We start from the raw sequence: 16,736 nt of genomic DNA on the forward strand, positions 1-16,736 counted from the left end.
ATAATTTAGGTAGATTTGCCTCTCGATCCTCTTGTAAAGCATTATATAGCTCCATAAATTCTGATACCAATACCCTCTCTGACCAACCATCACTAGCAATATGGTGAATAGCTCCACCTAGTACATAGTTATTATCTCCTAAATCATATAAACATGCTCGAAACATATAATCCTTCGATAAATCAAAAGGAATATTCAAAAAGGAAGAAAGCTCTCTTTCTAGATTTTCTTCGGATTCTAACTTAGCTTTTGATAATTGCCACTCTTCAGATGGAATCACCTTTTGATACCCAATACCATCATCTGAATAAATAACTGTACGTAATACTTCATGACGATCAACTATAGTTTGAAAAGAGGTTTCTAAAGCAGTAACATTTAAATCTCCTTCTAATCGTAAAACAATAAGCATATGATATTCTAAACTGCCCTGTAACTGATCTAAAAACCATAAACGCTCCTGACTAAAGGATAATGGAATCCTATCTGGACGATCTTGAGCAACAATAGCTGGTAATAAGGCACTTTCTGATGTAAATAAATGAAGCCCTAATTCTGAAATCGTATTATAAGAAAAAACATCTCTTATCTCAATTTCTACATTCAATTCTTTACGAATCATAGAAACCAAACGAGTCGCTAATAACGAATGACCGCCCAATTCAAAGAAATCATCATACACACCCACCTGATCTAATCCTAGTAGTTCTTGCCAAATAATCGACAATTGTAGTTCAGTCTCATTTCTTGGGGCTATATATTCCTGAGTGGATAACTCTAACATATTTGGATCTGGTAAAGCTTTCTTATCAATCTTACCATTACTGGTTAATGGCATAGCTTCTAAAGTGACCCAAAGCTTAGGAACCATATACTCTGGCAAACTTAGCTTTAAATGTTTTTGTATAGCCCCTTTATTTAAATCTCCGTCTAATACAGTATATCCTACAAGATGCTTATTACCATTAGCATCTTCTTTTGCCAAAACACAACATTGAACTACTTCTTCTGCTTCTAATAAAGTATTTTCAATCTCCCCTAATTCAATACGATACCCTCGGATTTTAACTTGATTATCTTTTCTTCCGATAAGTTCTAAATTACCATTTGGCAACCAACGTGCTAAATCGCCTGTTTTATAAATTCTTTCCCCTTCCTTAAAAGGGTTAGGTATAAATTTCTGGCTAGTTAGCTCTTCCTTGTTTAGATAACCTATGGCAACTCCTGATCCGCCTATGCATAATTCACCAATAATACCGATTGGTAATACGTTTTTATAATTATCTAGTATATAAACTTGAGTATTTGAAATAGGTTTACCAATAGGTACATTACTTATATTAGGTGTTTTAGAAAAGTCAGAGAATTCAAAATAAGAGGTATCAATAGTTGCTTCTGTAGCTCCATAACTATTCAGTATTCTAATCTTATCACCAAACCTATCTCTTAAGTTTAAAGAGTCACTTATAGGAAGTGTATCAGACCCTAAAATAAGTAGTTTCAATGATGGTATTTCTAAATTCTCTTGATAGATATAATTCATTAAAGGAATTATAACTCCTGGAGTAAACTCTAGAATATTAATTTGATGTTGCTTAATTAATTTATAAAGTTTGTGTAAATCATAGTCATAAACAGAATTTAAGATTAATTGCCCTCCAAACAGTAGAGCTCTACAAAAATCTCCAGAAAAAACATCAAAAGAAAAGCTTGCCATTTGTAACAACCTTGTACTACTATCTAACTTATAATTAGCTCTCCAAAATAAGGCTACATTTAAAAGGTTATAATGAGAAACCATTACTCCTTTAGGTCTTCCTGTAGATCCAGAAGTATAAATGATATAGGCTAAATTAGCAGGTGTGATTTCAACTAATGGTTTGGATATCGGATTTGATATATATTGTTTTTTATCCAAATAAATTAGTTGAATCTCTTTTCTATGATCAAAAAACCTTTTTAATGAGGATTGTGTTAAAATCACATCTAATCTAGTATCAGATAGCATATATTCTATTCTATCTTCAGGATAATTAGAATCTATTGGCACATATGCTCCTCCTGATTTTAAGACTCCTAGAACTCCTATTAGTGTTTCTAGACTACGCTCTAGACAGATCCCTACTAAACTGTTTGGTATTACACCTTGTTGCTGTAAATAGTGTGCCAACTGATTAGCTTTCTCATCCAGTTTTCTATAACTTAACTTTTCTTTTTCGAAAACTACTGCTATCGCATCCGGAGTTTTTTTAGCCTGTTCTTCAAAAAAATCTAATACCGTTTTATCTGTAGGGTAAGAAACAGATGTATCATTAAAAGTGTATACCACTTTAGTTTCTTCCTCTATCGTTAACATCGATAGATCACTCATTGGTTGAGTGTTATTTTTTATAATACTATTTAACAACTCTTTATAGTGTAATAGCATACGATTGATTGTATCTTCTTCAAATAAAGCAGTACAATACTCCATTTCTAAAGAAATACCTGTCTCCGTTTCTTTTGCAATTAAACTAAGGTCAAATTGAGATGTTTTTACCTTATAATCATAATCAGATAATACTAATTTGTTTAGCATTATTTCATTATCTTCTGAGGTATCTTGTAAATCAAACATTATCTGAAATAGAGGTGTCATACTCATATCTCTAGTATCTACAACTCGATCAACAACTTTCTCGAATGGAACTAATTGGTGATTATGACCTCCTAAGGTTGTTTCTTTTACGCGATGTAAAACTTCTCTAAAATTCGGATTACCTCCTAAATCACTACGCAATGCAAGTGTGTTTACAAAGAAACCAATTATACTCTCTATATCTGATTGTGTTCTATTAGCAATGGGAATACCTACACAAATATCATCTTGGTTACTATAACGAGATAATAGAATTTTAAAAGCAGATAGCAATACCATAAATAGAGTTACTCCTTCTTCTTTACTTAATTGAATAAGAGCATTACTTAATTCTTTTTCTAATTGAAATTTAGTACTAGCCCCTTCTATACTCTGAATAGAAGGACGTACATAATCCGTAGGTAATGATAAGGGGGGTACTCCTTTTAATTTATTCTCCCAATATGATAACTGATCTTCTAAAACAATTCCTTCTACATACTCTCGCTGCCAAATGGCATAATCAGCATATTGTAATGGCAATTCTGGAAGAATTATTTCTCGATTTTCTTGTAAAGCGTTATATAGTTCCATAAACTCTGAAACTAATATTCTTTCTGACCAACCATCACTAGCAATATGATGAAGAGCCCCTGCTAACATATAATTCTCATCACCTAAATCATATAAACAAGCACGAAACATATAATCGCTTGATAAATCAAAAGGAGCGCTCAAGAAAGAAGAAAGTTCTTCCTCTATAGTATCCACAGATTCTAAACTAATCGTATGTAATTTCCAGTTTTCTGGCGAAATTACTTTTTGATAACCAATACCATCTTCTGAGTGTAGTACTGTTCGCAACACTTCATGGCGATCAACTATAGTTTTAAAAGAAGTTTCTAAAACAGGAATGTTTAAATCACCACTTAATCGCAATACAATAAGCATATGATATTCTAAACTGCCTTGTAACTGATCCAAAAACCATAAACGTTCCTGACTAAATGATAATGGAATTTTTTCTAATCGGTTCTGAACGGTTATAACAGGTAATAAAGCATTTTCTGATTGTGTTGACAAGTAATTTCCTAAATCCGAAACTGTACTATACACAAAAATATCTCCTATCTCAATCTCTACATCTAACTCTTTACGGATCATAGAAATCAAGCGAGTCGCTAATAAAGAATGTCCCCCTAGTTCAAAAAAGTTATCATAGACCCCTACTTGATCTAAATCTAATAACTCTTCCCAAATAGAAATTAATTTTTCTTCAATATCATTTCTAGCGCCTACATAACCATCATTAGACAGAGAATTATTATCTGGATCTGGTAATGATTTTTTATCAATCTTACCGTTACTAGTTAATGGCATACTATCTAATTCTACCCATATTCCTGGAACCATATATTCTGGAAGTCTAGAACTTAAATGATCTTGAAGGTTTTTCTTATCTACGTCCTCTTTAGTGACAACATAACCAACTAAACGATTTGTTTCAGAGTTATCTGGTATTGCTAAAACACAACAGCTATCAATTATAGAGTGAGATGATAAAACATTTTCTATTTCTCCTAATTCTATACGATATCCATGAATCTTTACCTGATCATCTGCTCTTCCTATAAATTCTAAAGTTCCGTCAGATAACCAACGCCCTAAATCTCCTGTCTTATATACTTTATATAAAGTATCAGTAAATGGATTTTCTATAAAACTATGAGCTGTCTTCTCTGGATCGTTTATATATCCTCGACCTACTCCTACTCCACTAACCCACAACTCTCCAACTGCACCTTCTGGGCATAAATTACCAAAAGCGTCTACAACATAGATCTGCATATTAGATACTGGTTTTCCTATAGGAATAACTGATCCCTTTGGTATATCTTTCATAATATGAAGACTCACATCATCAGCCGCCTCTGCAGGACCATAAGCATTTACTACTGGAATATTTGGATATCTCGAAAACCATCGTGATAATAATGAGTGTTGGGTGGCTTCTCCAGTAACTAGAAAATGATGTAGCTGTGATAAATCTTTATTCGATTCTACTGTAAGTAGCTCTGAGACGTATGAGGGAACCAATTGTAAAATGGTAACATTATCATCATATAAACAACTCTGTAAAACCGTGGCGTCCATAATCTGATGCTCACTATACATTGCAATACGTCCTCCACATAATAAGGCACTCAATAATTGCCATACTGAAATATCAAAAGTAAATGGTGCTGTAAATGCTACAACACTACTAGAGTCCATCTCTAACTCATCAACCATAATCAAAAGGTGATTCAATAAGCCTCTATGCTCAATCATAGCTCCCTTAGGAACACCAGTACTACCTGAAGTATAAATTACATAACTTAATGAATCGCTAGAGATAACATTATCCAATGACACTGTTGGATACGAATCATATATTGAATTGTCTTCATCTAAAACAACTTGATGAAGAGAGATAAAAGATGATAAAACAGACGTACTTAAAACATCTGTAAGTATAATATCTAAACCTGTATCTGATAAAATATGAGAAATACGAGCTTCTGGATAATCAGGTTTAATAGGAACATAAGCGCCTCCTGATTTTAAAATACCCAAAACACCAACTAGCATGGATATTGAACGATCTAAGCAAATTCCTACCAAAGCATCTTCCTTAACTCCTTTCTCACATAAGTAATGAGCTAATTGATTTGATTTTTCATCGAGTTGTCTATATGTTAATTGCTGATCCCCATATAGTACAGCAATAGCATCTGGAGTACTATGAGCTTGTTTTTTAAATAAATCTATAACATTTTTATCCAATGGATAATCAACTACGGTATCATTAAAATCATATATCAATTTATGCTCATCTTCTGATGTCAACATTGACAATGAAGCAATATTCTTAGAAGTATCTTTAACAATATCTTCTAATAACTTCTTATAGTGATTCAACATACGTAGGATAGTAGATTCATTAAATAAATCTGTACAATACTCCATATCCAAAACAATCCCTGAAGTAGTTTCTTCTGCTGTTAAGTTTAAATCAAACTGTGAAGTATTACTGGTATATTGATAAGGAGATACTTGTAATCCTGATAATATCGCATCATTCTTTTCTGGAGTATTTTGTAAGGTAAACATCACTTGAAATAGTGGGGTCATACTCATATCACGATTATCAACGACACGATCTACAACTTTCTCAAATGGAGCTAACTGATAATCATAACTCTCCAGTGTAGTTTCTTTAACACGATCTAAAATCTCTTGAAAACTAGTGTTACTTAGATCAGTACGTAATGCTAATGTATTTACAAAAAAACCAATCATCCCTTCTACCTCAGATTGGGTTCTATTGGCGATAGAAGTTCCTACACAAATATCTTCTTGACTACTATATCGAGATAATAAAATCTTAAATCCAGCCAATAAAACCATAAATAAGGTAGCGTCTTCTGATTGAGCAAGAGCAACCAATTTATCTGTTAATTCTTTTTCTAACTTAAAATATATCGTAGCTCCTTCAGTACTCTGAACAGAAGGGCGCGCATAATCTGTAGGTAAGGATAGTGAAGTAACATCTCTTAATTTAGTATCCCAATACGATAATTGATCTTCTAAAACAGCTCCATTAATATATTCTCGTTGCCATAAGGCATAATCTGAGTACTGTAAATATAATTCTGGTAGAGTAACTAAACGGTTTTCTAAATTAGCACTATATAGTTCTACTAATTCTGACATCAAAATACTATTAGACCAACCATCACTAGAAATATGATGAAAAACCACAGCAAGTATATATTCATTGGTGCCCAAATCGTATAAACATGCTCGAAACATGTAGTCCGTAGATAAATCAAAAGGAATATCCATAAATGAAGAAATCGTTTCCTCTATATTCGAATGATTTTCTACTTTAGATTTGGTTAATTTCCAATTATCCGAAGAAATAACCTTCTGATATCCAACTCCATTTTCTGAATAAATTACAGTACGCAATATCTCATGACGATCAACTATAGTTCTCAATGATTCTTCTAAAATAACACTATCTAAATCACCTTCTAAACGTAAACCACCTGAAATATGATACTCTAAACTACTACCCTGTAACTGATCTAGAAACCATAAACGCTCTTGACTAAACGATAATGGAATAGTTTCTTGTTTTTCTTGAGCAACTATAGTTGGTACTATTATTTTTTCTAACTGAGATGATAAATGAAGTCCTAAAGTAGCTATCGTAACATGTGTAAAAACATCTTTTATGGTAATCTCTATCTCTAAATCTCTACGAATTAAAGAAACTAAACGAGTAGCTAGTAAAGAATGACCACCCAACTCAAAGAAATTATCATGAATACCTACTTGGCTTATATCTAATACTTCTTGCCAAATAATAGCTAATTTTTCTTCTATATCGTTTCTAGGAGCAATATATTTCTGACTAGAAAGAGAAGACATATTTGGGTCTGGTAATGATCTTTTATTAATTTTTCCATTACTGGTCAAAGGCATATGATCTAACTCAACCCATATTGCAGGTATCATATAATCTGGCAATTTTAATCGTAGATGTTCTTGTAAATTTTCCTTCTCTATAATTCCATCTAGTACAACATACCCTATTAATCGATTAACACCTTGAGTATCTTTTTTGGCTAAAACACAGCAATGCTGAATATCAACATGTGTTGATAAAACACTTTCTATCTCTCCTAATTCTATTCGATATCCACGAATCTTTACCTGATCATCTTTTCTTCCTACAAATTCTATAGTACCATCTGGTAGCCATCTACCTAAATCTCCTGAAAGGTATAAACGAGATTCTGGGTCATTATCAAATGGATTTGATATAAATTTCTCTTGCGTCAGTTGTTCTCGATTTAAATACCCTCGGGCTAAACCTAGCCCTGATACACATAATTCTCCAACAACTCCAACAGGTAATAGTTGTAGATCATCACCTAGTATGTAACAATTTAATGTTGGTATAGCAGTACCTATAGTACTTGTTGTATGAAGAGTGTCAGCTTCTGTAATTTCTTTATAGGTAACATGTACAGTAGTTTCTGTAATACCATACATGTTTATTAACTTACTTGATGGATAGTTATCTTTCCATTTCTTTAAATAAGACGGATTCAATGCTTCTCCTCCAAATATGATATAACGAAGTGATGTATCTGATTCAGTTAAAAAGAATTCTTCTTGTAGTGTATAAAAAGAACTAGGTGTCTGATTTAATACCGTAATCCCTTCCTTTATCAATAGGTCTTTAAATGAGTGTGCATCTTTAGTAATAGACTCAGGTACAATAACTAAGCGACCTCCATAAAATAAAGCTCCGTACAGCTCCCATACTGAAAAATCAAAACAAAATGAATGGAACATTGTCCATACATCATTTTCATTAAAATCGTATAGGCAACCCTCGTGCTTAAATAATCGAACTACATTAAGATGTGTTAATAAAACTCCTTTTGGTTTTCCTGTACTTCCTGATGTATAAATAACATACGCTAAGTCCTCTGGAAAAACACTTCTTTTAAGTTTTGTTTTAGATTTTTTAGCAATAGCACTCCAATCGCTGTCTAATGATACGATAGTCAGATTCGAATTTCCTTCTAAAACAAATCTACTTTTTTTAGTACTCAATACTAAAGACACTTTAGAATCCTCTACTATATACTCTATACGATCTTTAGGGTACACTGGATCAATAGGAACGTAAGCTCCACTAGCTTTTAGAATTCCTAAGATCCCAATAATCATCTCTAATGAACGCTCTAGACATATTCCTACTAAATCTTCTTTTTGTACACCTTTATCCTGTAAATAACGTGCTAACTGATTAGAACGTTGGTCCAACATTTTATATGTCAATTCTTCTCCTTCAAAAACAATTGCTACAGCATTAGGAGTACTCTTAACTTGCTCCCTAAATAGATCAATAATCGTCTTATCCTTAGGATACTCAACCTCAACAGAGTTTATTGTTCTTAATTCTTGTTTTTGAGACTCAGATATCACCTCTACATTATTCAATAATAACGTTGGTTTAGCTATTATTTGGTTTAATACATGTTTAAAACATTTTAAGAATTCATTAGCCACATCATTACTCAATGCAGATTGGCGATGATTTAAACTTATTATTAATTCCCCTGTAGTATCTTCAATAACACTAAAATTAATATCAAAAGTGTTATATAATGGATTATTTTCTTCTAGTTCCAATTGTTGTATACCGTTCATTTCAATAGCCCCTACATTGACATCAAAATTAAATACTACATTGATAAACTCTTCTGATGTTATCTTTCTTTCTTTTTGGAGTAATATCATTAAATCTGCATAAGGATACTCTTGGTAATCATAAGCATCAAATAGTCTACCTTTCAGTATTTTTAGATATTCTGATATAGATTGGTTTGCGTCATAATTTGATGCCAAAGGCATAATATGTGAAAAATAGCCTATAGAATTGTCTGAATCTAACATAGAACGTCCTCCAACAGGAATTCCTATCACCATCTCTTTTTGCTGACACAACTTAAACATCAAAATTTCAAAAGCAGATAAAAAAGTCATAAAAAGTGTCAGTCCCTTTTCGCCACTCCATTGCTTTAACCCCTTAGTTTCTTCTTCTGAAATCCGTACTACTGTAGAACTCCCTATCATACTATCCTCTGATATCTCCTTATCAAAAGGTAATTCTGTACGTAATGGTTTATCAATAAACTGCGTTCTAAAATACTCCTCATACTCTTTCCAGATACTACTTTCTTTTTGTTGATTTAACCAAGTTACATAGTCTGAAAATTGCACTTTTACTTGTGTATCAATATGCTGACCATCAAGAATCTGATTATAGTTTTCTGTAAGTGATCTTAAAAATAAAGAACATGACCACCCATCAGCAATACTATGATGCATCGATACATGTAACACGTGTTCTTCTTCTGCAAATTTTATAAGGTGTACTCTAACTAATGGTCCTTTAGTAAAAGAGAATGGAGTCTCTAAATCCTGTTGTATGAATTCGCCATACTTATCTTCCTTATGCTGTTGTGTAGTCTCAGTCGAGAAATCAATTTTTTGTATGGATATAGAAATTGATCTATCATAGATCAAATATTTACCATCATCAGAAAACCTACTTTGTAATATATTATGTTGTTTCAGTAAATGATCTAAAGCTTCGTCTAAAACCTTAACATTTATATCTCCTTTCATTTTTATACTTAATGAAAGAATGTATGCCAACGATTTCTCTGTATCGATTTGATCTAACAAGAATAATTGTTGCTGAGCTAGTGTAGCTTCTGATTTAGAAATACCTACAACTACTTCTGTAGTGGTCGATGATGTAACATCCTCTATGGTATCTAGTTTATGAACAGCATAAGCACTCTCGCAAATAGCTTTATATATAGCATCAATGTCATCATCTGTATGTGCAAATGTTATATAAAGATTATTTGGAGCCCATGCATAGATTCCTTTCTGAATAAGATGAAAAAGTAATAAATCAAAGTTTTCTTTAAACTTAAAACGAAATAACGAACCAAAATTAACAACCTCTAGTGGAAGAGATTCTTGCTTGAAAAATGTGTTCAAGCGTTTCATTAAACTATCTGTTCTTTCGTTTAGTGCATTATATTCTTTACTTCCTATCTCTTTAATACGTGTAAGTACTGCTTTTGCAGAAGCCATCGTTAAAGGATGTCTTGTAAATGTTCCTGCTACTAATGTTTTAGGAATTTTTGGATAAGAATCATCCCCATATTTCCAATCTCCTCCATCTACAATATCAATATATCTTCTAGATCCAGCTACAATACCTATTGGCATACCTCCTCCTGCTATTTTTCCATAGGTAGCAATGTCTGCTTTAATTCCAAAATACTCCTGAGCTCCTCCAGGCATGATTCTAAAACCTGTAATCATCTCATCAAATAGTAAAGGAATATCCAATTCTAAGGTAAGCTCTTTTAACTGCTTTAATAATGCTACTGGTTGAGAATCAGGGAAACGACTTCGTACTGGCTCTACCATAATACCTGCCAAATCATCTGCATATGCTCTAACCTGTTCTAAAACATCAGGATCTGTATAATTCATTACAATCAAATCCTTGACCATATTCTCTGTCACCCCTGGAACCATCGGTTTAACTCCATTATCTCCTTGCATCCCCAAAACAGTCTCTATATGTCCGTGATAAGATCCCGAAAACAATACTATTTTATTTTTTCCAGTCGCAGCACGTGCTAAACGCATTGCAAAAGAAATCGCTTCTGTTCCTGTATTTGCAAAAGCAACCCGTTCCATTCCTGTTAGCTCAGAAACAAGTGTTGCAACTTCTCCGGATAATTTAGCTAAAGGACCAACCGTAATTCCTTTATGAAGTTGCTCTTGCATTGCATTGATTATGAAATCTGGTTGATGCCCAAATATGCATGACCCATACCCCATAGTAATATCTATATATTTATTACCATCAATATCAGTAAAGCCTGAGCCAGATGCATGATCACATACAACTAAATACTCCATTTCTTTAGTAGACATTTTAAAAGCTCTAGTCATAAAAAAGTCAGCTAATACTTCTCTATATTTTGCTGTATATGATTTTGAGTTCTTTGTTTTATCCGTAAAGTTTTTTATTAATTCTGGAAGCTGCTTTTCTTGATTTTCAGGAAGCTTTTGAAAGAAAAAACTGGTATCAGCTAAATTACTTGTCAGTGTACCTTCTTTCTTAGAATCATTTTGACTAGTACTTTTCCTTACAGAGCTTATATTGATCTCTTTTGAGGTTTTAGATTCTAGATTTGCTTCATTAGTTTGAGCTATTTTGGGTAATGATTTACCTGATTGATTAAGATAATCCGAAAGTATACGATTTTGCTCCGAAAACTGATTTAAAATGAGTGCTAATGTCTTATCAACACCTTCTGTTTTTATCACATCATTAGTACTCTGGTTGGTTATATTTTTTTCGGTATGTGTCTCTATAGTAGTAGAGGAATCAGTTAGAATTTTTTGATTATGATCTTTCGTTTCTTTTAAAATATACGCTACCATCAATTCTAGATTAGTTACATCTTCAAATAATCTTCGAATTGGTATTGCTATTTTATATTCTTTTTCTATTTTTTTGGTGATCTCCATTAATACAAGAGAATCAGCTCCCAGATTTAATAAAGGAGTCTTAAGTGATAATTCCTCAACATCCATTTGAAGAGAAGTAGCAATTAGCGTTGCCAAACGATTATAAACAGTATCAAAAACATGCGAAGTATTCACCATAGCTGTTTCTTGAGTATTTTTAACTGTATTAACAGTAGTGAGAATGTCATTTTTCCTTTCAATCCAATAGCTTTGTCGTTGAAAAGCATAGGTTGGAATAGCAATTTTAGCTCTCTCTCTATTTGCATAAAAAGTAGACCAATTGATATCTCCTCCGTTGGTATACCACGCTCCTAAGCTTTCTAGTATAACCTGAGTATTATTTTTATCTTTTCTTATAGAAGGTAACCAAATAGCATTAGTACTGTCTTCTACACACTGACTTCCTTGAGTAATCAATACTGGGTGTGGTCCTATTTCTAAGTACACTTTAGTTTTGATAGATTCTAGAGTCTTCATTCCTTGTAAAAAAGATACAGGAGCACTAATATGCTTCACCCAATAGTCGGGGGTTGTCATTTCATCTTTTGCTAAATCTCCAGATATATTACTTATAATATCACATTGTGGCGAATGGTATGTAATACTTTTTGCTACCGCTCTAAAGTCTGCTAAAATAGTATCCATAAGAGGAGAGTGAAACGCATGAGAAACCTCTAGTTTCTTATATTTTACATTTTTAGATACTAACTGAGAGCATATTTTATCAATTGATTTTGTCGCTCCTGATAGAACTATTTGAGTAGGACTATTGATAGCAGCTATAGTTACTTTTTCTTCATAACCTTTTAAAAATTCTAAAATATCTTTTTCATTAGATCGCACAGAAATCATACTTCCTTTTTCTGATACTCCTTGCATTAACTTACCTCTAGCTGACACTAGTTTCAGCCCATCTTCTAGACTAAATATGCCTGCAATACAGGCAGCTGTAAGCTCTCCTATACTATGCCCTACTACTACATCTGGGGTAACTCCCCAACTTTTCCACAATTCAGACAATGCATATTCTATTGAAAATAAAGCTGGTTGTGTATACTGAGTTTGATTTAATACATTTGCATTCTCTTCTACAAATAAAATTGCTAGCAAATTAGTATCTAGATAAGCTTCTAAAATAGATGCACAGGTATCAAGTGCTTTTTTAAATACAGGTTCACTATCATACAGTAATTTTCCCATATGAATGTATTGAGCCCCTTGCCCTGTGTATAAAAATGCTGTTTTTGGTTGTTCCGAAATATTTATTGTAGTAATACTATAATCATTCAATTGCTCTAGAAGAGATGGTATACTATCACTAACAATTCCTAAACGATGTGGAAAATGATTTCTGGTAATCGATAAACTATAGGATAGGTCTTCTAAAGATAATTCTGAAGTTGTTTTTATGTATCTGCGTAAATTATCTACCTGAGCATGTAATGCTTTTTCATTTTTTCCTGATATTGTTATTAATTCTAATACTCTCGATGAGATTGTATTTTCATTTTCCTTTATAGAGGTTGCTGGTGTTTCCTCTACTATAATATGAGCATTTGATCCTCCAAAACCAAAAGAACTGACTCCTACTTTTCTTAATGTATTTTCTTTTTTATTCCAAGTTAATAATTCGTTAGGAATTGAAACATTAAGGTTTGCCCAATTAATATGAGTATTAGGAGTTTTATAATGCAACTGTTTAGGGATTTGATTATGTTTTATACATAATAGGGCCTTAATTAATCCTGCTATCCCTGCTGCTGCTTCTAAATGACCTATATTAGATTTTACAGACCCTATGATCAAAGGTTTTTTGGGGTCTCTATCTTTTCCATATACAGCATTTAATGCATTAATCTCTATGGGATCACCTAAAGCTGTACCTGTTCCATGAGCTTCCACATAATCTATATCTTTTGAAACAAGACGTGCTGATCTTAACGCAGATTGGATAAGATCCTGTTGAGACAAACCATTAGGCGCTGTTAATCCATTACTTCTACCATCTTGGTTTATTGCCGAACCTCTTATCACACCTTCTATTGTATCTCCATCTTCTATAGCTTTAGAAAGCGGTTTCAGTAACACTAATCCACATCCTTCACTGCGTACATAACCATTAGCTGAATCATCAAAGGTTTTACATCGACCATCTATTGACATCATACTTGCCTGAGATAATGCTACTGTTACCTGAGGTGATAATATTAAATTTACTCCACCTGCAATTGCCATTGTACATTCTCCACTACGGATATCTTTAACAGCTGTATGTATACTTGTTAAAGAGGCTGAACAAGCAGTATCTATAGACATACTAGGACCTCTAAAATCATAGTAGTATGATAATCTATTAGCAAGGATACTTAAAGCTGAGCCTGTTCCCGAATAGAGATCTGCTTGGTTATTCTTCATATAACCACTATAATCAACTTGCTCTACTCCAATATAAACACCTGTTTTTGTTCCTTTTATATCAGAAGAAACATAACCCGAACGTTCAATTAACTCATGACTCAACTCTAATAAAATACGTTGCTGAGGATCCATTAATTTTGCTTCTCTAGGGGATATCCCAAAAAAGGAAGCATCAAACATATCTACATTATCTATAAAACCTCCCCAACGAGTATTCATACTATACCCGTCTACTTCCGTTTTATAATATTCGTCTATATCCCATCTGCTCTGAGGAACTTCTGTAATACCGTCTTTTCCTGATTTTAAATTTTCCCAAAATTCTTCTACACTATTTGCTCCAGGAAACTTACAAGCCATACTAATAATCGCTATGGGTTCAGTATCCTGATCATTTTGTTTTACTTGATCAATAGTATTTTCTTGATCTGATATGTACGTTACTAATTTAGAGATAGTAGGATAGCTATATATCAATGTGGGGGATATTTCTTTCTCTAAATAGTCGGATAGTAAACCTGATAGTCGAATTCCTTGAAAAGAACTCATTCCTAGTTCTGCAAATGATGTATCAATTCCAATATTTTCTATCCCTGTATTTAACTCCTGACTTATCGCTTGTTGTAACCATTTTGTGATTTCGTTATTCGACACCTTTAGGTTATATGATTCCTTTAGTTTTGTAACTGATTTTTTCTGATCTTTCTTAATCTTAGTTCCTACAGACCAGATATCTAAAACTCCATCCAAGGTTTTCTGTTCATAAGAGGTTTTAGTTTTTAATCGTTGTATTTTTCCACTAGATGTCTTACCTACTTTACCTGGGTTTACTAATACTATACTATATACTGATAACTCATGCTCTAACCATATTGACTCACTAATAGATCGAACTATGTGTTCAAAATCATAATTCCGTATACTTGTTCTTCTAACCTCTTGTACAATAATCAATTGTTGCTTTCCTTCGATTTCAGTAGCAAATGCAACTCCTGCATTATTTTGCAAATCTGAGTTAGAATATTGAACTGTTTGTTCTATATCTTGCGGAAAATAATTAGCTCCATTGATAATCATCATTTCTTTTAACCTCCCAGAAATGTATAATTCATTAGCATTTAAAAAACCCATATCACCAGTACGTAAATAAGGGCCATTTTTTTTAGCTACTTTTCCATTAGCATATACAGGATATGCATCAAAAATCTCTGATGATAATTCATCTCGATTCCAATATCCCATTGCGACACTAGAACCTTTAACCCATATCTCTCCTATCTCATGTTTTTTACATACTTGTTTTGTCTCTGGGTTTACTATTTTTACTTTCAAGTCTCCTAAAACTGGACCATTACCGACAAATTTTATTTGATCTAACTCATCTTTTTCTTCATTAGATATTTTGATTTTACCAGAATAGAAATCGTTTTTATCTAATTTTATTGTAGATAGGATATTATTATATTTACATGCACTTACTACTAAAGTGGTCTCTGCCATTCCATAACAGGGAAACAGAGCTGTTTCTTTAATTCCTGCATTTTTGAAGTAAGTAGCAAAATTACTCATCGTTTCTGAACGAATAGGCTCTGATCCATTATAGGCTACTCTCCAACTGCTTAAATCTAAATTTTGTAAACTATCTCCTTTTATATGACTAACACATAAATCGTATGCAAAATTAGGTCCCCCACTATAAGTTGCTTTATACTTAGATATAGTATCTAACCATCGAACAGGTTTTTGAATAAAAGCATTGGGGGGTATTACAATCATTTCATATCCGACAAAAAAAGCTTGAAGAATATTTCCTATTAGCCCCATATCATGATAAATGGGTAACCAACTAACTCCTACCGATTTTTTAGTGAGATGAAAAGCATTCTGAATTAGTGTATTATTATGAATAATATTAGAGTGATTCACTATAACTCCCTTTGGATCTCCTGTTGACCCAGAAGTATATTGAAGAAAAGCAACTGTATTGGGAAAAATAGTAGGGAACTCCGTATCTACAAAGTTCCCTACCATATCTGTTTGAATCCATTTTATATCAGAAAAAACTTCATTATCAAACCATTTAAAACTCTTAGTATAAACATTACTCGTTGTTAAAATGAGAGTTGCTTTACAATCTGATACTATTTTTTCTAATCTACCTATCCTGCGTTTCCCCTGTGGAGGGAAAGCAGGTACAGCAATTACACCTGCTAATAAACACCCTAAAAAAGCATCTACAAACTCTAATCCAGAGGGATATAACAATAGAATACGATCTCCAGGATTTGCAACTTCTAAGATATGTGATGCAATCCTCTTAGAGTTTTCGTATAATTCCTTATAGGTTCTCGAATCGCTTTCTTCTTCTCCATTGGGTAAAAACCTATATAAAACCTTATCTGGAGATTGGTTCAAATGACTTTTAAATACCTCTATTAATGTTTCTTTAGAAGGCATACCTTCAGAATTTGATGGGTTTATTAGTGACATCTCTTTACTTGTGATT

1 protein-coding gene is annotated in these 16,736 nt (G+C 32.8%); it reads right to left on the minus strand.

Features of this window, described 5'->3' with window-relative positions:
• Positions 1 to 16,720 (minus strand): hybrid non-ribosomal peptide synthetase/type I polyketide synthase (locus tag N456_RS06035; RefSeq protein ID WP_062054967.1); only part of this gene is annotated, 16,720 nt, incomplete at its 3' end.
• Positions 16,721 to 16,736 lie beyond the last annotated feature (16 nt).

The sequence above is a fragment of the Aquimarina longa SW024 genome (assembly GCF_001401755.1).
Lineage (GTDB): Bacteria > Bacteroidota > Bacteroidia > Flavobacteriales > Flavobacteriaceae > Aquimarina > Aquimarina longa.